The following is a 21,393-nucleotide window of genomic DNA, read 5'->3' as shown; positions in this document are numbered from 1 at the left end:
GCGTCCTCGGCGTGTTCGGTGGCGCCCAGCCGTCAGTACGGGATGTTTGACACGGCCACCAGGCCTCGATAGGAGACGTTCATGCCGCAGACTCCCGAGGAAGAATCCCTGGGCTCGCTGGTCGCCCAGGCCAGCAGCCATATCTCCGACCTCGTCCGCTCCGAGATCGAGCTGGCCAAGGCCGAGTTCAAGTTCGACGCCAAGCGGGTGGGCATGGCCGCGGGCCTGTTCGCCGCCGCCGCGTTCATGGCGCACCTGTGCCTGATCCTGGCCTCGTTCACCATCGCGTACGTGCTGGCCCAGTGGCTGCCCAACTGGCTGGCCTTCCTCATCGTGACCGTCTTCTACCTGGTGGCCGCGGGCCTGCTGGTGCTGGTCGGCGTACGCCGGCTGAAGGGCCTGGCCGGGATGAAGCGCACCGCCAGGTCGATCAAGGGCCTCAAGGAGATCGCGACGCCGGAGGAGCAGCCGCTTCCCGTGCCCAGTCCCGAGGGCCAGCCGGTGAGTCGTGATGGCACCTGACGAGACGGTCGTCCAGATCGACGGCCCGTGGACACACCGGGCCGTGCACGCCGGCGGCACCCGCTTCCACGTCGTGGAGGCCGGCGAGGGGCCGCTGGTCCTGCTGCTGCACGGGTTCCCGCAGTTCTGGTGGACCTGGCGCAACCAGCTCACCTCCCTCGCCCGGGCCGGTTTCCGGGCGGTCGCCGCCGACCTGCGCGGCTACGGCGGCAGCGACAAGCCGCCGCGCGGCTACGACCTGCCCACCCTGGCCGCCGACGCGACCGGCCTGATCCGCGCGCTGGGCGAGACCGGCGCGGTCGTCGTCGGGCACGGCTGGGGCGGCCTGCTGGCCTGGACGATGGCCGTGCTCGACCCCAAGTGCGTGCGCCGCCTGGTGGCGGTCTCGGCGCCGCACCCGCTGCGGCTGCGCAACGCGCTGATGACCGACCCCGCCCAGTTCAAGGCCGGCCGGCACGCGCTCGGCTACCAGCTCCCGCTGCTGCCCGAACGCCGGCTCACCCGGCACGACGCCGCCCTGGTCGGCCGCATCCTGACGAGCTGGTCGGCGCCCGGCTGGCCCGACGCCGAGACCGCGCGCACCTACCGGGAGGCGTTCCGGATCCCCGCCGTGGCCCACTCGGCGCTGGAGTACCACCGCTGGTTCGGCCGTTCCCAGCTGCGGCCCGACGGCCGCCGCTACGCCCGGGTCATGCGTACCGAGATCGAGGCGCCGACGCTGCACCTGCACGGCGCGCTCGACCCGTGCGTGCTGCCCCGCACCGCCCAGGGCTCCAGCCGGTACGTCGCCGCCCCCTACCGCTGGCGGCTGTTCGAGGGCGCCGGCCATTTCCCCCACGAAGAGATCCCCGACGTGTTCGACACCGAGCTGCTCGGCTGGCTGGCCGACCCCGAGCCCGACCGATGAGGAAGCCCCGCGAGCGATGAGAGACCGCGACCCCCAGGGCAAGCCGCGCAACGCCAGGCCACGCGACGCGTACGGCAGGCCGCTCCCCTACGGCTCGCCCGGCGTCGACCGGGTCCCCGACGACTACGCCCCCACCACCGAACAGGCGCTCGCCGACGCGCGGCGTTTCCTGGCCGAAGGGCTGCCGTTCAACGCCCACGAGGTCTTCGAGGGCCGCTGGAAGTGCGCGCCCGAGGAGGAGCGCGAGTTGTGGCAGGGGCTCGCGCAGATCTGCGTCGGCCTGACGCACCTCCAGCGCGGCAACGGCCGCGGCGCGGTCACCCTGTTCAGCCGCGGCGCGGCCAGGGCGCAGGCGTACGGCGGCGACTACGACGCCGTCGGCAGGGCGGCCACCGGCCTGACCCAGGACAGCGACCCCGCCGAGGCGATCGCCCTGGTCCTGGGCGAGCTGCCCGGTTAGTCGCACTCCTGGGTGCTGGCCGCGGAGGTGTCGTTCCTGCCCTGGCCGGCGTCGGGCGCGACCTCCTCGGCGGTCAGCACGTAACCGGTGTCCTTCTCGCTGACCGCGGCGGCGAAGATCACGCCGTAGACGCGGCCGTCGACGGTGAGCAGCGGGCCGCCGGAGTTGCCCGGCAGCACCTTGCCGCGGATCGCGTAGACCTTCCGCCGGACGTTGCTGCCGTGGTAGATGTCGGGGCCCTCGGCGTCGAGGCGGCCGCCGATGCGGGCCGGCTCGGCGGTGAAGCCCTTGCCCCTGGGGAAGCCGGCGATGATCGCGTTGGCGCCGCGCTTGCCGTCGGCCTCGAAGCTGAGCTGCGGCAGGTCGAGGCCGGGCACGTAGAGGATCGCGATGTCGCGCTGGGGGTTGTAGCGCACGACCTTGGCCGGGTGGCGCACGTTCTTGTAGTCGATGACCTCGAGATCGCGGGTGACGCCGGCGACGACGTGGGCGTTGGTCATGATCCGGTCGTCGGCGTAGACGAAGCCGGTGCCCTCGATGTGCTTGTTGCAGCTCTCGGCGTTGCCCTGGACCTTGACGATGGCCCGCTGGGCCCGGCCCAGCTTGGCGCCCTGGAGGATGCTCTGCGCGGGCGGCGGCACGTCGATCAGCGTGTCGGCGCCGATCGCGTCGAAGACGGGCGGGAACTCCGACCTGTCGACGAACTTCTTGAACGGCTGCTGCCAGTTGCGCGCGGCCTGCGGGATCGCGTCGTCGACGGTGGTCAGCAGCGCGGAGTTCTTGACCTGGTCGACCAGCGGGGTGAACGTCGTCGAGACGATCAGCGACCCGATCAGCCAGGCGATCACCAGCACGGACAGCGCGCTGGCGAACGTGCCGCCCACCGCGTCGGCCATCTTGGCCGGCTCCCACGTCACGTGGCTGCGCACGACCGCGCCGACCGTGGAGGAGGCGAACTGGCCGATCGTGGCGGCCAGGAAGACGATCACGATCGCGAGCAGCGCCTGCGGCGTGTCGCCGTCGACGACGGCCTTGGCGATCGGCGGAGCGATGAAGATGCCGAGCACGGCGCCGCCCACGAACCCCACGAAGCTCATCGCGCCGATGATGAAGCCCTGTCGGTAGCCGGATACGCCGAAGGCGATCACGAGGCCGATCAATATGAGGTCAAGCAGATCACCGCGCACGCTTCAAAGGTAGCCAGCGATACGGTCAAGTGTGCACGTCTTCCGCCAGGACGGCGTCACCCGCCTGGCTATCTTGAGCGGTATGCCGCCGGCCGAGGGAACAGTGCGCGATCTCATCCAGGCAGCTCTCAGCGACACCGATCCGGACGGCCCGCTGCGCTGGCACGTGATCTGCCAGCTGCGCCAGCGGGCCGACCTGGAGTCGTTCATCGAGGCACGCCGCCTGTGCGCTGCGGACAACGTGGCCGAGCGCCTGCTCGGGGTGGACATCATGGGCATGCTGCGGCCGTTCGTGGACCGTACGCTGCCGGTGCTGCGCTACCTGGCCGCCAGCGAGGACGACGCCATGGTCCTGTACTCCGTGCTGATCGCCTTCGGCCACCTGGCCGACCCCCGCTCGCTGCCTTCGGTGATCGACCTGGCCTGTCACGGCGATGCCCGGGTGCGGTACGGGGCCGCGTACGCGCTGCAGCACGTGCTCGGCGACCCGCCCGACCGGGCCGGCCTGGAGATGTTGCGCACCCTGGCCGCCGACGACGACGCCGACGTGGCCGACTGGGCCTCGCTGGGCGTCTCGCTCAGAGCCCCGGAGTGACCCCGGCCCGGCGTCCCGCGTCAGGGCGCCGGAGCGACCCTGGCCCGGCGTCCTGCGTCAGGGGGCCGGAGTGGTGCGCTCGCGCAGGCCCAGCCGCACGACCTCGGCCGGCAGGTCCTCCAGCCGCGCCTGGTCCCAGGGACGTTCGAGGCCGCCCTCGCGCAGCACGGCGTCGAGCACCATGGCGGTGAACCCCCACACCAGCATGCCCCGCACGTGGAAGGCCGGGCCGGCGAGCCCGCTGGGATGCCGCAACATGACCCGGTTGCCCGGATCGACCAGCTCGGCGATCGGCACCCGCTCCACGGACTCCACCTCGTCCGGCGAGGCCGCGTGCACGGCGGACGGCGTGTGCCACCAGCCGAACACCGGGGTGACGCGGTTGTCGCTGTGGTCGAGGTAGAGCTCGGGCATCATGCCGAGGACGCGGACGCCGCGGGGATCGACGCCGGTCTCCTCCTCCGCCTCGCGCAGGGCCGCGCCGACCGGGCCGCCGTCGCCGGGATCGACGCCGCCGCCGGGGAAGGCGGGCTGGCCCGCGTGCCTGCGCCCGCGTGAGCTGCGCTGGATGAGCAGCACGTCGGGGCCGAGCGGGCCCTCGCCGAACAACATCAGCACCGCGGCCGGGCGCCCGCCGTCGGCCGGGGGACGCAGGTATCGGGGGACCGTGATGCGCGCGGCCTGCGCCGCCAGCCGTTCGAGCCAGTCGGGCACTTCTGTCACGCCAACCTCCAACACGGCACGGCCTCGATCACTTCCCGCGGCTCGGGGATCAGGAGAAGGGACCGGGCCTGACCAGCTTCTCGGCCTCCGCCTCGCCGGTGGGCCCGGTGCCGAAGGAGGGGCACAGGCTCGCCAGCGGGCACACGCCGCAGGCCGGACGGCGGGCGTGGCAGATGCGACGGCCGTGCCAGATCACCCGGTGGGAGAAGATCGTCCACTCGCGGCGGGGCAGCAGCTCGGCCACGATGTGCTCGATCTTGACGGGGTCGGTCTCCTCGGTCCAGCCGAAGCGGCGCACGAGCCGCTGGAAGTGCGTGTCGACGGTCAGCCCCGGCACGCCGAACGCGTTGCCGAGCACCACGTTCGCGGTCTTGCGGCCCACGCCGGGCAGGGTGACCAGGTCTTTGAGCCGGCCGGGCACCTCGCCGCGGTAACGCTCGCACACGGCCTGGGCCATGCCGATGATGCTGTTGGTCTTCGCGCGGAAGAAGCCGGTCGAGCGGATGATGTCTTCCATCTCGGCGCGGTCGGCGGCGGCGTAGTCCTCGACGGTGGGGTATTTGGCGAACAGGGTGGGGGTCACCATGTTCACCCGCTTGTCGGTGCACTGGGCCGACAGGATGGTGGCGACCAGGAGCTCCAGCGGGTTGCGGAAGTCGAGCTCACAGTGGGCGTCGGGGTAGGTCTCGGCGAGGATGCGGTTCATCTTGCGTGCCCGCCGTACCAGGGCGAGCTGGGTCTCCGGCTTGCGCCCCGCCGCGTTCGTGGCCATGCCGCAAGACTATGGGAACGGTTGAACCTTCTACGCCGCGTTCGCGTACAACCTGGCGGCTTGGAGGGCGGCGACCATGGGCGATCGGCACAAGGGCGAGTCACTGACCGAGTTCGTCCGCGCGGGCGGGCCGTTGCGCGGCGCGGCGCTGCACCGGCTGGCGCTGGGCAGCGCGGCGGCGATGGCGAGGATGCACGCCCACGGCGTGACCGGCCTGCGGCTCACCCCGGACAACGTCGCGCTCGGCACGCGCGGCCAGGTGCTGGTGGGCGTCCAGGGCTCGCCCGGCCGCGGCGGTCCGGCCGCCGACGTGCGGGACTGGGCCGAGCTAGTGAGGTTCGCGAGCGGGTCCGGCGCGCTGCCGCAGCCGCTGCGCGGCGTCGTCGAGCGGTGCCGCCGTCCGGAGCCGGCCGGCCGCCCTTCGGCGGCCCATGTCGTACGCGTCCTGCTGGGCCACACGATGGCGACGGCGGTCGCCTCCGTGGACGACCTCCTGCGGAAGTAAGCAGGTCACCCGATTTGTTCATACACTTCAGTGCGCCACACAACAGGGCAATACCGGGCTAACCCGGGCATTCCCATAGCCTGTGTGTGCCGCCCGGAGTGGGGTGAGTCACAATGGCAGCAGAGGAGGCAGAGTGAACACCGAAGATGTGCTGGGCAAGGCCCCCCTGTTCGCCGCGCTCGACCGCGAGAGCGCCGCGGCGCTGCGGACGAGCATCACCGAGGTCCAGCTGTCCAAGGGACAGACCCTCTTCCACGAGAACGAGACCGGCGACCGGCTCTACGTCGTGCTCGAAGGCAAGATCAAACTTTCCCGCACGTCGCCCGACGGCCGCGAGAACCTGCTGAGCGTGCTCGGCCCGAGCGAGATGTTCGGCGAGCTGTCGCTGTTCGACCCGCGTCCGCGCACCGCCACGGCGACGGCGCTGACCGACGTGCGCCTGGCCGGCCTGGGCCACGACGACCTGCGCCCGTGGCTGACCGGCCGCCCCGAGGTGGCGCTGCACCTGCTGCGCGCGCTGGCCCAGCGGCTGCGCCGCACCAACGACGTGCTGGCCGACCTGGTCTTCACCGACGTGCCCGGCCGGGTCGCCAAGCAGCTCCTCGACCTGGCCGAGCGGTTCGGCGCCAAGACCGACGACGGCATGCGCGTGCACCACGACCTCACCCAGGAGGAGCTGGCCCAGCTCGTCGGGGCCTCGCGCGAGACGGTGAACAAGGCCCTGGCCGACTTCGCCCAGCGCGGCTGGCTGCGCATCGAGGCCAAGGCCGTGGTCATCCTCGACATGGACCGGCTCTACAACCGTTCCAGGTAGTCGAGCTGGGCCCGCACGGAGACCTCCGCGGCGGGCCAGAGCGACCTGTCGACGTCGGCGTACACGATCTCGACGACCTCCCGCGGCGTGCGCGCGCCCTGCGCCTGCGCCGCCCTGATCTGGTCGAGCCGCTGCCGCCGGTGGGCGATGTAGCCGTCGAGGGCCGCGATCGGGTCGGGCAGCACCGGGCCGTGGCCGGGCAGCAGCGCCCGCGCCCCCAGGCCCTCGGCCGCCGCCCGCAGCCGGTCGAGGCTGCGCAGGTAGTCGCCGAGGCCGCCGTCCTGGGCGATGATCGTGGTGCCCCGGCCGAGAACGGTGTCGCCGGTCAGCATGGCCCGGTCCTGGGCCAGCCAGAAGCACAGCGAGTCGAACGAGTGGCCGGGCGTGGCGTGGACGTGCAGCTCCAGGCCGTCGACCGTGATCACGTCGCCGTCGCCGAGCCCTTCGTCGCCGAGCCGGTGGCGCGGGTCGAGGGCGCGTACGGGGGCGTCGACCAGCTCGGCGAACCGCTTGGCGCCGCCGCTGTGGTCGGCGTGGCCGTGCGTGAGCAGGATCTGGGTGACCCGCCGCTCGCCCAGATGGTCACGTACGCGCAGCAGGTGCGCCTCGTCGTCGGGCCCGGGATCGACCACGACCGCGTCGCGGGTGCCGATGACCCAGGTGTTGGTGCCGTCGAGCGTCATGGCGGACGGGTTGGGCGCCAGCAGGTTCTCGGCGTGCTCGGTACGGGAGCCGTCGGGCGTGCCGAGCGGGATGTGCAGGCCGCTCACGGCGTCATCAACCTCATCTCCCCCTCGACCTCCACGGCCGCCGGCAGGATCGCGGTGATCCGCCGCTCCTCGGCCAGCACGGACGCCACGCTGTCGTGCCCGGCCAGCTCGGTGAGCGTGTGGGAGGTGGGCGGCATCAGGAAGATCTCGCCCGCGCGCCACAGCTCGATCGCCTCGGCCGGCCGCCGCCACACCACGTGGTCGGCCTCGCCCCCGACGTCGCGCGTGCGCTGCCCCTCGGGCAGCACCGCCACGAAGAACCGGGTGTCGAACCTGCGCTGCTCGATCTCCGGCGTGATCCAGTGGGCCCACGGCTTGAGCAGGTCGGACCGCAGCACCAGGCCCCGCTTGGCCAGGAAGTCGGCGAAGGCCAGACTCCGGTCGATCAGCGCCAGCCGGTCGGCCTCCCAGTCGTCGCCCGTGGTGTCCTCGACCACGTTGTCCGGCCCCGGCCCGGCCAGCAGCACCCCGGACTCCTCGAACGTCTCCCGCACGGCCGCGCACACCAGCCCGCGCGCCACGTTCTCACTGGCGTGGAAGACCTCTCCCCACTCCTTGGGGGACGGCCCGGCCCAGGCCACCGCCTGGTCGGTGTCGCGTGGATCGACGGAGCCGCCGGGGAAGACGTAGGCGCCCGCCGCGAAGGCCATCGTGGACTTCCGCCGGAGCAGGTAGACCTCGGGCCCGCCGCGCGGGCCCGAGCCGCGCAGGATCACCACCGTGGCGGCGTCGCGCGCCGGGACGGGGGCGAGCCGCCCGGCGATGATCTCTCTGGCTCGCGCGGCGAGCTCGTCGGGAAGGGGAAGACCGGCCACCTGACCTCCTACTAGAACATCACTCGGTCATGGTGACACATCCTGATGGTCAGGAGACCTCCGCGATCAGCTCCACTTCCACGGGGGCGTCCAGCGGCAGCGCGGCCACGCCCACGGCGCTGCGGGCGTGCTTGCCCGCCTCGCCGAACACCTCGGCCAGGAAGTCGCTGGCGCCGTTGGCCACCTGCGGCTGCTCGGTGAAGCTCGGCGCGCTGGCCACGAAGACCACGACCTTGACGATCCGCCGCACCCGGGACAGCTCGCCCAGCTCGGCCTTCAGCGCGGCCAGCGCGTTGAGCACGCAGATGCGCGCCTGCGCCTTGCCCTCGTCGACGCCGAGGTCGACGCCGAGCTTGCCGGTCTGGTGCAGCTTGCCCTCCAGCATGGGCACCTGGCCGGAGGTGTAGACCAGGTCACCGGTACGGGCGGTCGGCACGTACGCGGCCAGCGGCGTCACCGGCTGGGGCAGCTCGTACCCGAGCTCGGCGATCCGCTCCTCGGGGGTCATGCCTTCTCCCGCTTGAAGTAGGCGACGAGCTGCTCGGGCGAGGCGCCCTGGACGATCTGGACGAGCTCCCAGCCGTCGGACCCGAAGTTGTCGAGGATCATCTTCGTGTTGTGGATCAGCACCGGAGCGGTGAGGTACTCCCATTTCTTCATGGCATGACGATCTCATGGAAAGCCGCTTCCCGGCCTGTCACCCCACCCGTACGGGAGGCGGTGACCACAATGTGAGCAATCAAACGGTGGCCGTCGGGTTTCGACAAGTAACCGTTCGGTAGCCTCGAAACGTGGACTTCCCGGACACGGATTGGGGCGACGTGCGGCTGCACGTCGTCACCGGCAAGGGCGGCACCGGCAAGACGACCGTCGCCGCCGCCCTCGCCCTCGCACTGGCCGCGGGCGGGCGCAAGGTGCTGCTCGTCGAGGTGGAGGGCAGGCAGGGCATCGCCCAAATCTTCGACCTGCCGCCGCTGCCCTACGAGGAGCGCAAGATCGCCGTCGCGCCCTCCGGCGGCGACGTGTACGCGCTGGCCATCGATCCCGAAGAGGCCATGCTCGAATACATGGAGATGTTCTACGGCATGCGCAGGGCCGGGCGCGCGCTGACCAAGATGGGCATCGTCGACTTCGCCACCACCGTGGCCCCCGGGTTCCGCGACGTCCTGGTCACCGGCAAGACGACCGAGGCCGTGCGCAGGCGGGGCAAGAACGGCCGCCGGGTCTACGACGCCGTCGTCCTCGACGCGCCGCCCACCGGCCGCATCACGCGCTTCCTGAACGTCACCCAGGAGGTCGCCGGCCTGGCCAAGGTCGGACCGATCAAGAACCACTCGGAACTCGTGAACGGCGTCGTGAAGTCCAGGGAGACGATGGTGCACTTCGTCACCCTCCTGGAGGAGATGCCGGTGCAGGAGACCCTCGACGGGGTCGCCGAATTGCGCTCGGCCGGGCTCCCCGCAGGTTGCGTTTTCATCAACATGGTCCGTGAATCACTGCTTCCACAGGCCGCTCTTGACATGGCTGTCAAGGGCCGATTCGACGTGGGCGAGCTGGCGCTCGGGCTCAAGGCGGCCGGTCTCGCCGACACCTCCGACGCCGCCGCGATGGCCGAGGCGCTCGCCGAGGAGGTCGTCGAGCACGCCCGCCGCACCGAGCTGGAGCACGCCGAGCGCGAGTCGCTGGCCGAGGCCGGCCTGCCGCGCGTCGAGCTGCCGCTGCTGGCCGACGGCGTCGACCTGGCCGGCCTGTACGAGCTGGCCGAAATCCTCCGCACCCACCGGGGAGCCGCGTGAAGAAGCCCATCCCCCTCGACGTCGACGCGATCCTCGACGACAAGGGCACCCGGATCATCGTCTGCTGCGGCTCCGGCGGCGTCGGCAAGACCACGACCGCCGCGGCCCTCGGCCTGCGCGCCGCCGAACGCGGCCGGTGCGCGGTGGTGCTGACCGTCGACCCGGCGCGCCGCCTGGCCCAGTCGATGGGCCTGACCGAGCTGGACAACACCCCGCGCCTGGTCAGCTCGCCCGAGGGCGGCGGCCAGCTCTTCGCCATGATGCTCGACATGAAGCGCACGTTCGACGAGATCATCGAGGCGCACGCCGACCCGGAACGGGCCCGCCAGATCCTGTCGAACCCCTTCTACCAGTCGCTGTCCTCCAGCTTCTCGGGCACGCAGGAGTACATGGCGATGGAGAAGCTCGGCCAGCTCCGCCGCTCCGACGAGTGGGACCTGATCATCGTGGACACGCCGCCCTCGCGGTCGGCGCTGGACTTCCTCGACGCGCCCGAGCGGCTCGGCCGCTTCCTCGACGGACGGTTCATCCGGCTGCTCACCGCTCCCGCCAAGGCGGGCGGACGCAGCGCGTTCCGGCTGCTCAACGCCGGGTTCGGGTTGATGGCCGGCGCGATGACCAAGCTGCTCGGCGCGCAGGTGATCAAGGACCTGCAGACGTTCGTGTCCGCGCTGGACGCCGTGTTCGGCGGGTTCAGGCAGCGGGCCGAGATGACGTACAAGCTGTTGCAGGCGCCGGGCACGGCCTTCCTCGTGGTGGCCGCGCCGGAGCGCGACGCGATGAGGGAGGCGTCGTACTTCGTGGAACGGCTCGCCGAGGAGCGCATGCCCCTCGCCGGGCTCGTGGTGAACCGGGTGCACGTGTCGCCCGGCTCGGCGCTCTCGGCGGCACGCAGCGCCGCCGCGGCCGAGGACCTGGCGTCGAGGGGCGAACACGAGTTGACGGCCGCTGTGCTGCGGCTGCACACCGGCCGGATGCAACTCGCCACTCGCGAGAGCCGCGAGCAGGAGCATTTCGTCTCGGCGCATCCCACGGTGCCCGTGGCACAGGTACGTGCGATGTCCGGAGATGTCCACGACCTAGCCGGCTTGCGGCAGATCGGGAACCTGTTGGCGAGCGCGTAGAGAAAGCACGGCCGACGGGCGGCGCCGGCCGTGCTTTCCCGCCGCGGGCCCGATCAGCCCGCGATCAGCTCATTGGTCCGTTCGTACTCTTCCTTCGCGGACTCGAGCAGGTCGCGCCACGAGTCCACGTCGGGCCGGCGCCTGAGCAGCGCGCGGCGTTCGCGTTCGGTCATACCGCCCCACACCCCGAACTCGATGCGGTTGTCCAGCGCATCGGCGAGGCATTCGGTACGGACCGGGCATCCTCGACAGATCAGCTTCGCCCTGTTCTGTGCGGCGCCCTGGACGAACAGCGCGTCCGGGTCCGCACCCTTACAGGCGGCACGGGAGGTCCAATCCGTGATCCACATTTTTCGACCCCACTCCCCTTAGGTGGTCAGTCGTCATTTGGGGCCGACGGGCGCGGGCGCCGAGCCTCCGTATTCAGTTGCCGCAGAGGATGAACGTACGCAACTTCACGTTCGGGCCGACAGACCCCAGAGGACCAATTTCTCGCCGGACTGTTGACCGGGAATGACTAGTCACCCCTCCCAGTCAAGGCGAAATGGTGTCGTGTTACCGATAAGGACAGTGTTTCGACGTACCCTTGGGAGCGTGCAAGCGAAGCGCAAAGACCGCTCCCACCCGCTCGTCAGCGTCCTGCGTCTGATCATCGCCGGGACGGCGGCGGGTGTGCTGGCGGCGGCGGTGGCGCTGCCGGCGGTGGGCGGGGCGGGCGTGTCGGCCAAGACCGCCATGGACGGCCTCGAACTCAAGCCCCAGGAACTCGACGAACCCCCGCTGCCCGAACGCACGAAGCTGGTCGACGCCAACGGCAAGCAGATCGCCCAGTTCTACTACGAGAACCGGCAGTCCGTGACCCTCGACAAGGTCGCGCCCATCATGCAGACCGCGCTGATCGCGATCGAGGACTTCCGCTTCTTCGAGCACGGCCCGATCGACGTCGAGGGCACCGCCCGCGCCCTGGTGAAGAACCTCACCGGCGGCGGCGTCATGCAGGGCGGCTCCTCGATCACCCAGCAGTACGTCAAGCAGGTGCTGGTCAACAAGGCCGAGACGCCGGAGGAGCAGCAGGCGGCCATCGCCCCGACGATGTCCCGCAAGCTCCAGGAGCTGCGCTACGCCATGGCGATCGAGCGCAAGTACAGCAAGCAGCAGATCCTGGAGAAGTACCTCAACATCGCCTACTTCGGCGCGGGCGCGCACGGCATCCAGGCCGCGGCCAGGCGTTTCTTCGACAAGCCCGCCTCCGAGCTCGATCTGTCGGAGGCCGCCACGCTGGCCGGCGCCGTCCAGAACCCGGCCCGCACCGACCCCAACGTCGGCCCCGAGTCGCGCGAGCGGCTGCTGCTGCGCCGCAACACCGTGCTCGACCGGATGGCCGAGATTCACAAGATCACGCAGGCGGAGGCCGACGCGGCCAAGGCCGAGAAGCTCGGCTACAAGGACGTCAAGTTCCCCGGTGGTTGCGAGGCCAGCAAGTTCCCGTACTTCTGCCTCTACGTCCAGTACGAGATCCTCAACAACGACGACTTCGGCAAGAACCAGGACGAGCGCAGGAAGCTGCTCCAGCGCGGCGGCATGACGATCAAGACCACGCTCGACCCCAAGATGCAGAAGGCCGCCGAGAAGGCCATCAAGAAGTACGTCAGCCCCAAGGACAAGCCCGTGGCCGCGCAGGCCATGGTCGTGCCCGGCACCGGCGAGATCAAGGCGATGGCGGCCTCGCGCAAGTTCGGCGGCAGCAAGAAGAAGAACGAGATGAGCTACAACGTCGTCGCCGACGCCGCGCACGGCGGCGGGCGCGGCTTGCAGCAGGGCTCGACGGCCAAGGCGTACACGCTGGCCGCCGCCCTGGAGGAGGGCCTGAAGTACGGCGACGGCTTCCCCGCGCCGGCCGGGTTCACCGCGAGCGGCTACAACTCCTTCAAGGACTGCAAGGGCGACAACGTCGGCGACCCCTCGCACACCGCGCACAACTCCAGCGAGGGCGGCGGCGGCTTCAAGACCCTGCAGACCGGCACGTGGGGCTCGGTGAACACGTTCTTCCTCAAGCTGGAGCAGGAGGTCGGGCTCTGCAAGGTCGTCAAGCTCGCCAAGCGCCTCGGCGTCAAGCGGGCCGACGGCGGCAAGCTGCGCGAGGTCGAGACGTTCACGCTGGGCGTCAACGAGGTCGACCCCGTCACGATCGCCAACTCCTACGCCGTGTTCGCCTCGCGCGGCCAGTACTGCCAGCCGCTGGCCATCACCGAGATCAAGGACAGGAACGGCGCCGCCAAGCAGTACAAGCCGAAGTGCTCGCAGGTCATGGAGGAGGAGGTCGCCGACGCGGTCAGCGGCATCCTGTCGGGCGTGTTCACCAAGGGCACGATGAGCGGCGTGGGCGGCATCGGACGTGACGCGGCCGGCAAGACCGGAACGACCGACGATTACATGTCCGCCTGGTTCGCCGGTTACACCCCGAACCTGTCCTCGGCCGTGAGCCTCGGCGACCCGCGCGGCGCCTCCACCCACAAGCTGATCGGGGTCACGATCGGGGGGCAGTACTTCCCGTACGTGTACGGCGCCTCCATCTCCGGGCCCATCTGGAAGCAGGCGATGATGCAGGCGCTCAAGGGGGTGGAGCCGGCGAAGTTCACGCCGGTGGACCACTCGCGGTTCGGCGGCTGCTCCGACAAGTGCGCGCCGAAGCCCAAGAAGAAGAAGCGCGGCGACGAGGGGCCCGGGGACGGCGACCCGTTCGACAACTTCTTCGGCGACCACAACGACCGTGGCGACGGCGGGGACGGGCGCGGGCCGGGCGACTGGCAGCGGCCGGGCAACGGGTTCGGCGGCGGGCTGGGCGGCGGGCCGGGAGTCGGCGGGCTCGGCGGGCTCGGCGATGGGCTCGGCGGGCGGGCCGACACCGGGCTCACCGCCCCGGCGGCCCGAACCCGCCGCTGAGAGGCACTGGGCGGCCCCGAACAGCCTTTGCCACCGGATTGCCCTTCCATGGCCGCCCAGCCCCTCCTGCAACGCCTCCAGAGGCTTCCCAGAGACGGCCCTCAACAGCCGCCCCCTGGCCACCTCCCACAACACCTCTCAGACCGACACCGCCGCGGGGCCACGACACCGCCCGGTGAACCGGCACCGCCACTCCCTCGGACCGCCGCCGCCATGTAGGACCGCCGCAGTCACGTCCCAAGGGCGGCGTCCCGAGCGAGGGCGTCCCGAGCGAGGGCATCCCACGCGCAGGCGCCCCACACGAAGGCGGCACGGGCGACGGCCTCCCAGGTGAAGGCGGCGCGGGTGTGGCGGTCGGTGGGTGAAGTGGTGCCGGGGTCAGGCCGTGAGGCGGGCGCGGACGGCGGCGGCGACGCGGCCGCCTTCGGCCCTGCCCGCGACCTTGGGGTTGACCACCTTCATGACCTGCCCCATGGCCTGCGGCCCCGACGCGCCGGTCTCGGCCACGGCCGCGTCGACGATCTGGGCCAGCTCCTCGTCGGAGAGCTGCGCCGGCAGGTACTCCTCCAGCACCGCCTGCTCGTCCAGCTCGGCCTGGGCCTGCTCGGTGCGTCCGGCGTTCTGGAACGCCTCGGCGGCCTCGCGCCGCTTCTTGGCCTCCTTGGTCAGCACCTTGATGACCTCGTCATCGCTGAGCTCCCTGGCCGCCTTGCCCGCCACCTCCTCGACGTTCACGGCCGCCAGAGCCATGCGAATCGTCCGGAGACGGACTTCGTCCCGGCTCTTCATCGAGGCCGTGAGATCGGCCTTCAGCTTGTCCTTCATTGCGCTCATGCGGTCCATCTTGCCGTCTGCGGGGACGGCTCGTGCCCGTTGTCAGGCATCATGAGTACGTGAGGAAAGCCGTCGCAGTGCCCCTGTCCATGATCGGTCTCGGCCTGGCCGGGCTGGGCTACGCCTCCGTCGTGGAGCGCAACTGGTTCCGCCTGCGCCGCTTCGACGTGCCGGTGCTGGAGCGCGGGCGGCGTCCCGTACGCGTGCTGCACCTGTCCGACCTGCACCTGACCCCCAGGCGCACGATGCTCATCAACTGGGTGCGCTCCCTGGGCGCCCTGGAGCCCGACCTGGTGGTCAACACCGGCGACTCGATCGCCCACCCCGAAGCGGTCCCCGCGCTCCTGCACGCCCTGGAGCCGCTGCTGTCCCGTCCCGGCCTGTTCGTCTACGGGTCCAACGACCTCTACGCCCCGCAGCCGAAGAACCCGGCCCGCTACCTCTGGCGTACCTCGAAGAACGACCGCCGCCAGCACATCCCCAACCTCCCGTGGGAGGAACTGGGCGCCGGCATGGCCGCCGAGGGCTGGCTGGACATGAACAACACCACCGCCCGCGTCAAGATCGGCGACCTCGACGTCGCGGTGGCGGGCATCCACGACTCCCACATCTCCCGCGACCGCTACGACCTGGTCGCCGGCCCGGCCCCCGCCGACGCCGACCTCCGCCTCGGCGTCATGCACTCCCCCGAGCCGCGCAACATGACCCGCTTCGCCGAGGACGGCTACCAGCTCCTGCTCGCCGGTCACACCCACGGCGGCCAGCTCTGCGTCCCGTTCTACGGCGCCCTGGTCACCAACTGCGGCATCGACCGTGCCCGCGTGAAGGGCCTGAGCCGGCACGAGAACGCCTGGCTGCACGTGTCCGCCGGCCTCGGCACCTCGCCGTACGCACCGGCCCGTTTCGCGTGTTTCCCGGAGGCGACGTTGCTCACGCTGGTTCCGCGGCGCTGAGGCGGTCACGAGTACCCGCGAAGTCCGCTAGACTTTCTCAAGCACGCGCAAGACGGGCGTGCACCGGGGTGTAGCGCAGCTTGGCAGCGCGCTTCGTTCGGGACGAAGAGGTCGTGGGTTCAAATCCCGCCACCCCGACACAGTTTGACCAGGTAGAGGGCTTGATCCGCTAAGCGGGTCGAGCCCTTTTCCGTTTCCGGAAGTCGAGGGGAGCCATCTCGCTCGGACTCAACTTGTCGGAGCAGCGCTGCGGTCCCCTTGTTTGACCGAGTCGCGCGGGATGGCCGGACCACAGCACTACAGAGGTTGGGTTGAGGTTCTCCGGTGTGCTGACGAGGTTGAGCCTCGCCGTGCCGCTGAGACGTAGCGGTGCATCGAGGCCCGGCTAGCAGTAGAAATGCGGCGAACTGCCCGTCGTCGGGCGACTTGGTTCGCTCGCTACGATACGCGGCGTGAGTGATGACTCTTCCGTGATGAGCACCGGGCGCCTGGAGGCGTTCAGCGACGGCGTTTTCGCCATCGCGATCACGCTGCTGGTGCTGGAGATCCGGCTGCCCGAGGGCTGGGAAGAGGACCTCGGGGGCGCGCTGATCCGCCTGTGGCCGTCCTACCTCGCCTACATGGTGACGTTCCTGCTGGTGGGAATGATCTGGATGAACCACCATCGGATGTTCCACTTCATCCGCCGGACCGACGGCCCGCTGCTGGCCCTCAACGTGCTCCTCCTGATGGATGTCGCCTTCTTGCCGTTTCCCACGCACGTGCTGGCCGAGGCGCTGCACGCCGACCACGGCACCCAGATGGCCGCCGTCTTCTACGGAATCGTGCTGGTGATCGGCGGCATCTTCTACAACGCCGTGTGGTGGTACGCCTCGTCGGGGCACCGCCACCTCGGCGGGCACATCACTCCGGCCGAGGCGCGCTCGTTGCGATTCCGCTGGGGCATGGGGCCGGTGCTCTATCTCGTCGCGACCGTCATCGGCGCGCTCAGCGCGATTGGCGCGCTCGTGTTCTACGTGTTGCTGCTCGTCTTCTACATGTTCGACATGCGTCCCAGGCGACAGGCTGCGTAGCGCCCCACGGAACGTGAGGCGAACACGAGCGGGCCACCGTCGACGGGCGACGGGGGTGTTGCCGTTGGGCACGCTGGTGCGGGAGGGAAGCGGAGGAGATCGATCAGGTTTGTCCGGGGTGGCGGATGGGGGTGCCGGACAATTCTCCGGCGGCCGAGACTGAGGGTCGTGAGAGCGCCGGCTCGTGGCGCGGCGCTCGCCGCGCAGCCCGCGTCCGGGCGGCTTCTCGCGCATCCCCTTCCTCCGGAAAGGCCGCCGCCATGCCTCGAAGAATCCCGCGCCCCGCGGCGCGGCCGGGCCGATGAGTCCGTCCTCGCGGTGGCGGCGGTGGCTGGCCTTCGCGGGCGTGCTGGCCACGGTCGCCGCCGGCTCGGGAGCCGCGGTCCCGACGCCGGCGCTCACCGCTTCTCGTGATCCCACGCCGCGGGAAGAGGCACTCTTGCACGACGCGGAGGAGCTCCTCATCCAGCGATGCATGCGGCACGGAGGTTTCGCCTACTGGGTCGTCGAGTACGCGCCGCCCCCCGCGTTCCCCTACGTCGTGGACGACGTGAACGCGGCCGGCGCCCGCGGCTACGACACCGGCGGAACGCATGGCGGATCACCCCACCCCAACCAGGTCCACGGGATGAGCCTCCCGCCGGAGCGGCGGCACGCCTGGCTCCTCGCCATCCACGGCAGCCTGACGGACGAGCAGTTCGAGGCGAATCTGCCGTCGGGCGGACGCGTACGTCACAGCTCGCGCGGCTGCACGTCCCAGGCCCAGCAGCAGTTGTACGGCGACGCCCGGACGTGGTTCCGCGTCAAGGAGATCAGGACGAGCCTGCGCGCGGTCCGGTACGAGGCCGTGAGCGGCGATCCGGCCTTCGCCACGGCCATGGCCGGGTGGGCGGCCTGCATGCGCGGGCAGGGGCAGGCGTTCGCATCCCCCGTGGAGATCCGGGTCGCCCTCGACAACAGCCGCCAGAACGGGACGGAGGCCCGGTGGCGCCGGACCGCCGTCGCCGAGGCCACCTGCGCTCTGCGGACGGGCTTCGCCGCCACGGCGCACCGCCTGGACCGGCACTACGAGCAGCGCATCCGCGCCCGATACCGCGAGGAGCTGGCGACCTGGCGCCGCCTGTCGCTCTCCGCGCTTCCGCGAGCCCGAACCCTCACCGAGTCCCTCTGAGTTCCCGCCTTCTGTCGAACCCGAGAAAGGACCACCATGCGCACCATCATCTCCGTGGCCGCGGGGCTGGCCATCGCCGGCCTGGCCGCCGTCCTGCCGGCCGGCCAGGCCGTGGCCGACGACACCGCGCCCGCCGCGCCCGCCGCGTCCACCTCGTCCCCCTCGTCCACCTCGTCCGGCGCTCCCGCCGACGGCACGGCCGAGAAGGCGGTCACGCCCGCGAACCTCCTGATCCCTGACGGGTTCTTCTACGCGGCCGAGCATCCGAACGGGCTGGGCAAGTACTGCAGGTGGCTCCTCTACGACACCTCCTGGGCCGACTGCCTGAACGGCGAGAACCAGACCATCAGCATGGAGAACCAGGCCTCCCAGATGTTCAACAACGGGTTCCCGGGCAGTTACAGCGTCGTCAAGCTCTACTGGGGCCGCAACTACACCGGCGCCTGGCGCTGCCTGGCGAGCGGCAACCACTGGGACAACCTCTCGCTGGGACGCGAGACCTTCAACGGCGGCGCCGGCCTGTCCGGTTACGGGCAGTCCCTCAACGACAACGTCGCCTCGCACAAGTGGGTCGACGCCTGCTAGGACGTTCGCGAAGGACCCGCCGGTCCATCGAGCCGGAGAGCTCCCGGGCGGCCTGCACTCCATCGGCACACCCAAGCCTCATCCGGAGTCACGGCCACAGGTGGGTCGGAAGGCCCGGGAACCAGTAGGCGGCCGCCTACTGGTTCCCGGGTCGGTAGCCGGGCGGCGGGCCGTTCTTGATGTGCCAGGTCCTGCCGGTCGCCAGGTCGAGGAAGAAGTTCTTGCGCTCCCCGTCCCCCGAGTCCCGGCGGACCTGGAACGGGCCCTTGCTCGACCAGCCGGTGCCCGAATCGATCGGGTCCCCGTCGGGGAGTCGGGGGCGCACGCGATGGATGCGCTCGCCGGTGGTGAGGTCGTAGGTCTCGACGAGGTTTCCGTCGTCGCTGATGATCAGAAGTCGGTTTGCGTCCGGTTTGAGGAAGGCGGTGTGGGATCGCAGGAGCCCGTCCGGGATGGCGGTGCTCAGCAGCTCCTTGCCGCGGTGGTCGTAGGCGATCAGGCGGGAAGCCGTCCTGACCACCGTCCCCGCCGAGTTGACTTCGAGCACCTTCAGCACGCCGGGAAGCGTGATTCCGCTCCAGGTCCTGGTGTCGATGACGCGGGTGCCGTTCCTGGTCAGGGCGACGTACCTGCCGCGTTCGCTGATGCTCACCTCGGGCACGTCCGTGTCGGCGAGCGGCCCGCCGAGTTCATTCCGGTTCGCTTCGTTCTGGTGGACCATGCGACGCGAGGTCCGGTCCAGGTAGACGACGGATCGCCGATCGGGGCTCACCACGAACGGCGCCGCCTTCGGCGCCCCACCCCTCATGACGACATATGGCGCGGCCTGCGGGAACGGCACGTCGTCAACCAGCCAGTAGCGGCACGGCGCGTCCAGTTCGTCGATCCACGGACAGGTGGGCCGCTTGACCTCGCCGATCTTCTGGAACGAGACCTGCTGCTCCTCGAACCGTATGGGCATCGTGTACTGCGGCGATTCGCTCGGCAGCGCCCGTCCGGGAGCCAGGAAAACACCGGCCAGCACAATCGCGGCGCCCGCCGAATAGCGCGCGCGAACGGACCATCGGCCAATGGCGGACTCGGTTTCATCTGCCTTTTCCGGCCCGGCATTCCGCTCGGCGTACAATATCGCCGCTATCACCGCGACCACGATGACGGCATGCGCCAGCCGCGTGAGAGTGATTCCCTGCGCTGCCAGGAGGTAGCAGCCTGTCACGGCGGACGCGAATACGGCGAGCAGCCATGCCTGGCGATATACGGCCTCCGTGACCGGCGCCCGTACGACGCGGAACACCGAAACGGCGCACCACCCCACGACGAGATAGAACGGATCCGCGGTCAGCCCCGCCACGGGGGCCGCCAGGACGACGGCCGCCAGCCGCCACCGGCGCACACCGGCGAGATGGCCGACGACCCGGCGGGCGTCGGTCTCCTCGACCGGGAGGCCCGTCAGGGCGACGAACCTGCCGAGACGCCCCTGACCGAGGGGCGCGGCTGCCGCCGGCACGGTGATCAGCGCCGCCGCCCAGAAGATCAAGGGGGGTATCGTCACAAGGCGTCACGATATATGGTTCCATCTCGTGAGTTCAGCGGATATATGGCAGCGATTTGGCGTCGCCCCGCGTACACGATTACCGTTCGTGGTGTCCGGTTGTCTCGTGCTGATGTGCGTCGCGGGCGGCTTGTGGTGGACGGGGTCGATAACGCCGAACATCCGCTGGGGAATCAACAGCTTCTTTCTCACCGCCCAGGTTGACGACAATGGCGTGTTGTCCACCAGAGCCTGGATCGAGCTGGAGAACCAGGCGATTTCTCCATTCACCATCACGGATATCTCGATGGCCATACCGGGCCTGCGACTGCTCCCTCCCGAGGACACGCAGGACGATCCCGCCAAGTTCACCGTCAGGGGCGACGACTCGGAGACGGTGATCCGGCGGATCGTCATCACCGACTGCGCGGCGGTGCCGCACGAGCCGCGGCCGATCCGGTTCACCTACCGGACCTGGCTGGTCTCGGGCACGTCGGAGGTGGTGCTGGACCCGTGGCAGATGACGGTGGGCGAGCGTCGCGTTCCCGTGGCCTGGCAACGCGCCCTGGCCGGCACGGTGTGCAACAAGGCAGTGAGCGGCGAGTTCTGACGACCACCACAGCAGAGACGGCCGCCTCGGGAGAGACGGCCGCCTCGGGAGAGACGGCCACCTCAGAGAGAAACGGCCGCCTCGGGAGAGAAGGGCATCGCACGTGCGTCCCGTCACGAAGATCGCCACCGGGCTGGTCATCGCCTTCGGTGCGCTCCGCCTCAATGGCCTCGACCTGCTGTTCGACCCCGTCGGCTGGGGCCTGTGCGCCGCCGGGCTGCTCTCGTTGCAGCGACCGGGCGACGCCTTCGCCACGGCCCGGCAGTGGGCGTTCTGCATGGGCCTCGTCTCGCTGGTGCCCGTCGCGATCGGCCCGGGCACGGACGAGCCGATCAGGCTGGTGATCGGCTTCGTCGGCACGGCCGGCCCGCTGATCACGGTCTGGCTGATCGCGGACGCCCTCGTCACCGCCATGCGCGCACACGGCGACGACTCCCAGGCCGCCCTGCTGGACGTGTTGCGCTGGGCCGTGGCCGGTCTGGGCGCGGCCGGCCTGCTGGCCGGGTACGGCTACGCCGAGCTGTCACCTGTGCTGCTCGTCGCGTGGTTCGCCGCCCTGGTCGTGCTCATCGTCGTGCTCTATCGCTCGTCCGGCCTGCCGTACTTCTCGGCGCCCCTGCCGATCGCCGACGACGAGGTCAGCTCCACATAGCGCGCGCACGGGCGGGGGGTGAGTCAGCCGACTGTGCCCGGCCGTGCCCCC

At 70.5% G+C, this 21,393-nt stretch carries 25 protein-coding genes and 1 tRNA gene; 16 read left to right on the top strand and 10 right to left on the bottom strand.

Annotated elements, in window-relative coordinates; translation table 11 throughout:
* Positions 1-81 precede the first annotated feature (81 nt).
* Genes ACFYYW_RS24250 through ACFYYW_RS24240 form a run of 3 tightly spaced genes read left to right on the top strand, consistent with a single transcriptional unit; the run spans position 82 to position 1,889 of the window.
* On the top strand, positions 82-522 hold the full coding sequence (locus ACFYYW_RS24250) for a phage holin family protein (protein ID WP_352321392.1): 441 nt from the start codon (positions 82-84) through the stop codon (positions 520-522).
* On the top strand, positions 512-1,429 hold the full coding sequence (locus ACFYYW_RS24245; protein WP_387651680.1) for an alpha/beta fold hydrolase: 918 nt from the start codon (positions 512-514) through the stop codon (positions 1,427-1,429). Before ACFYYW_RS24250 ends, ACFYYW_RS24245 begins: the two co-directional genes overlap by 11 nt.
* A gap of 16 nt (positions 1,430-1,445) precedes the next feature.
* The gene (locus ACFYYW_RS24240; protein WP_387651678.1) at positions 1,446-1,889 is read left to right on the top strand and encodes a DUF309 domain-containing protein; all 444 of its coding nucleotides are present in this window, start codon (positions 1,446-1,448) and stop codon (positions 1,887-1,889) included.
* Here the strand turns inward: ACFYYW_RS24240 and ACFYYW_RS24235 are convergent.
* Positions 1,886-3,076: a MarP family serine protease gene (locus ACFYYW_RS24235; RefSeq protein ID WP_352321387.1), complete on the bottom strand. Its 1,191-nt coding sequence runs from the start codon at positions 3,074-3,076 to the stop codon at positions 1,886-1,888. The two genes, ACFYYW_RS24240 and ACFYYW_RS24235, sit on opposite strands and share 4 nt — an antisense overlap.
* A gap of 103 nt (positions 3,077-3,179) precedes the next feature.
* Here ACFYYW_RS24235 and ACFYYW_RS24230 point away from each other — a divergent pair, with 103 nt between their 5' ends.
* On the top strand, positions 3,180-3,671 hold the full coding sequence (locus tag ACFYYW_RS24230; RefSeq protein WP_352321385.1) for a HEAT repeat domain-containing protein: 492 nt from the start codon (positions 3,180-3,182) through the stop codon (positions 3,669-3,671).
* 57 nt (positions 3,672-3,728) lie between these two features.
* Here the strand turns inward: ACFYYW_RS24230 and ACFYYW_RS24225 are convergent, their stop codons facing one another.
* Complete coding sequence (locus ACFYYW_RS24225) at positions 3,729-4,394, bottom strand: NUDIX hydrolase (RefSeq protein WP_387651673.1); 666 nt, start codon at positions 4,392-4,394, stop codon at positions 3,729-3,731.
* Positions 4,395-4,443: 49 nt separating this feature from the next.
* A complete protein-coding gene (nth, locus tag ACFYYW_RS24220; protein WP_358290477.1) occupies positions 4,444-5,166 on the bottom strand; it encodes an endonuclease III in 723 nt (240 codons plus the stop codon).
* A 76-nt stretch (positions 5,167-5,242) separates the two neighbouring features.
* Here nth and ACFYYW_RS24215 point away from each other — a divergent pair, with 76 nt between their 5' ends.
* Complete coding sequence (locus ACFYYW_RS24215) at positions 5,243-5,671, top strand: hypothetical protein (RefSeq protein WP_352321380.1); 429 nt, start codon at positions 5,243-5,245, stop codon at positions 5,669-5,671.
* Positions 5,672-5,804: 133 nt separating this feature from the next.
* Positions 5,805-6,485: a Crp/Fnr family transcriptional regulator gene (locus ACFYYW_RS24210; RefSeq protein ID WP_352321378.1), complete on the top strand. Its 681-nt coding sequence runs from the start codon at positions 5,805-5,807 to the stop codon at positions 6,483-6,485.
* Here ACFYYW_RS24210 and ACFYYW_RS24205 read toward each other — a convergent pair.
* From ACFYYW_RS24205 to ACFYYW_RS24190, 4 genes are read right to left on the bottom strand one after another with little or no spacing between them, the layout of a single operon-like run.
* Positions 6,467-7,255, bottom strand: coding sequence for an MBL fold metallo-hydrolase (locus ACFYYW_RS24205; RefSeq protein ID WP_352321376.1), 789 nt, complete (start codon positions 7,253-7,255; stop codon positions 6,467-6,469). The two genes, ACFYYW_RS24210 and ACFYYW_RS24205, sit on opposite strands and share 19 nt — an antisense overlap.
* Positions 7,252-8,070, bottom strand: coding sequence for an NUDIX hydrolase (locus ACFYYW_RS24200; RefSeq protein ID WP_387651670.1), 819 nt, complete (start codon positions 8,068-8,070; stop codon positions 7,252-7,254). Before ACFYYW_RS24200 ends, ACFYYW_RS24205 begins: the two co-directional genes overlap by 4 nt.
* 49 nt (positions 8,071-8,119) lie before the next feature.
* A complete protein-coding gene (locus ACFYYW_RS24195) occupies positions 8,120-8,578 on the bottom strand; it encodes a RidA family protein (protein WP_352321372.1) in 459 nt (152 codons plus the stop codon).
* The gene (locus ACFYYW_RS24190) at positions 8,575-8,730 is read right to left on the bottom strand and encodes a hypothetical protein (protein ID WP_352321370.1); all 156 of its coding nucleotides are present in this window, start codon (positions 8,728-8,730) and stop codon (positions 8,575-8,577) included. The genes ACFYYW_RS24195 and ACFYYW_RS24190 overlap by 4 nt, the downstream gene beginning before the upstream one ends.
* Positions 8,731-8,861: 131 nt before the next feature.
* Between ACFYYW_RS24190 and ACFYYW_RS24185 the strand changes: the two genes are divergently transcribed.
* A complete protein-coding gene (locus ACFYYW_RS24185; RefSeq protein ID WP_352321368.1) occupies positions 8,862-9,866 on the top strand; it encodes an ArsA-related P-loop ATPase in 1,005 nt (334 codons plus the stop codon).
* The gene (locus ACFYYW_RS24180; RefSeq protein WP_387651667.1) at positions 9,863-10,990 is read left to right on the top strand and encodes an ArsA family ATPase; all 1,128 of its coding nucleotides are present in this window, start codon (positions 9,863-9,865) and stop codon (positions 10,988-10,990) included. Before ACFYYW_RS24185 ends, ACFYYW_RS24180 begins: the two co-directional genes overlap by 4 nt.
* 53 nt (positions 10,991-11,043) lie before the next feature.
* On the opposite strand, the gene ACFYYW_RS24175 is transcribed toward ACFYYW_RS24180, so the two are convergent.
* The gene (locus ACFYYW_RS24175; RefSeq protein ID WP_090771382.1) at positions 11,044-11,340 is read right to left on the bottom strand and encodes a WhiB family transcriptional regulator; all 297 of its coding nucleotides are present in this window, start codon (positions 11,338-11,340) and stop codon (positions 11,044-11,046) included.
* A gap of 244 nt (positions 11,341-11,584) precedes the next feature.
* Between ACFYYW_RS24175 and ACFYYW_RS24170 the strand changes: the two genes are divergently transcribed.
* Positions 11,585-13,933, top strand: a complete 2,349-nt coding sequence (locus tag ACFYYW_RS24170) for a transglycosylase domain-containing protein (protein WP_387651665.1) — start codon at positions 11,585-11,587, stop codon at positions 13,931-13,933.
* 378 nt (positions 13,934-14,311) lie between these two features.
* Here the strand turns inward: ACFYYW_RS24170 and ACFYYW_RS24165 are convergent, their stop codons facing one another.
* Positions 14,312-14,767, bottom strand: a complete 456-nt coding sequence (locus ACFYYW_RS24165) for a GatB/YqeY domain-containing protein (RefSeq protein ID WP_352321362.1) — start codon at positions 14,765-14,767, stop codon at positions 14,312-14,314.
* Positions 14,768-14,856: 89 nt separating this feature from the next.
* Here ACFYYW_RS24165 and ACFYYW_RS24160 point away from each other — a divergent pair, with 89 nt between their 5' ends.
* From ACFYYW_RS24160 to ACFYYW_RS24140, 5 genes are all read left to right on the top strand, one after another.
* The gene (locus ACFYYW_RS24160; RefSeq protein ID WP_352321394.1) at positions 14,857-15,720 is read left to right on the top strand and encodes a metallophosphoesterase; all 864 of its coding nucleotides are present in this window, start codon (positions 14,857-14,859) and stop codon (positions 15,718-15,720) included.
* A 64-nt stretch (positions 15,721-15,784) separates the two neighbouring features.
* Positions 15,785-15,858: transfer RNA gene (locus ACFYYW_RS24155), tRNA-Pro, on the top strand.
* 314 nt (positions 15,859-16,172) lie between these two features.
* Positions 16,173-16,793: a TMEM175 family protein gene (locus tag ACFYYW_RS24150; protein ID WP_387651662.1), complete on the top strand. Its 621-nt coding sequence runs from the start codon at positions 16,173-16,175 to the stop codon at positions 16,791-16,793.
* A 301-nt stretch (positions 16,794-17,094) separates the two neighbouring features.
* Positions 17,095-17,964, top strand: a complete 870-nt coding sequence (locus ACFYYW_RS24145; RefSeq protein WP_387651659.1) for a hypothetical protein — start codon at positions 17,095-17,097, stop codon at positions 17,962-17,964.
* A 36-nt stretch (positions 17,965-18,000) separates the two neighbouring features.
* Entirely contained in the window at positions 18,001-18,549 is a 549-nt protein-coding gene (locus ACFYYW_RS24140; protein WP_387651656.1) for a hypothetical protein, read from the top strand.
* Between the two features lie 136 nt (positions 18,550-18,685).
* On the opposite strand, the gene ACFYYW_RS24135 is transcribed toward ACFYYW_RS24140, so the two are convergent.
* Entirely contained in the window at positions 18,686-20,086 is a 1,401-nt protein-coding gene (locus ACFYYW_RS24135) for a hypothetical protein (RefSeq protein WP_387651653.1), read from the bottom strand.
* A gap of 43 nt (positions 20,087-20,129) precedes the next feature.
* Between ACFYYW_RS24135 and ACFYYW_RS24130 the strand changes: the two genes are divergently transcribed.
* A complete protein-coding gene (locus tag ACFYYW_RS24130) occupies positions 20,130-20,690 on the top strand; it encodes a hypothetical protein (RefSeq protein WP_387651651.1) in 561 nt (186 codons plus the stop codon).
* A 103-nt stretch (positions 20,691-20,793) separates the two neighbouring features.
* Positions 20,794-21,342, top strand: a complete 549-nt coding sequence (locus tag ACFYYW_RS24125) for a hypothetical protein (protein WP_387651649.1) — start codon at positions 20,794-20,796, stop codon at positions 21,340-21,342.
* The last annotated feature ends 51 nt before the right edge of the window (positions 21,343-21,393 follow it).

Origin of the sequence: Nonomuraea sp. NPDC001831 (assembly GCF_042892035.1) — a bacterium.
Taxonomy (GTDB): domain Bacteria; phylum Actinomycetota; class Actinomycetes; order Streptosporangiales; family Streptosporangiaceae; genus Nonomuraea.
This window is presented reverse-complemented; position numbering and strand designations above follow the sequence as displayed.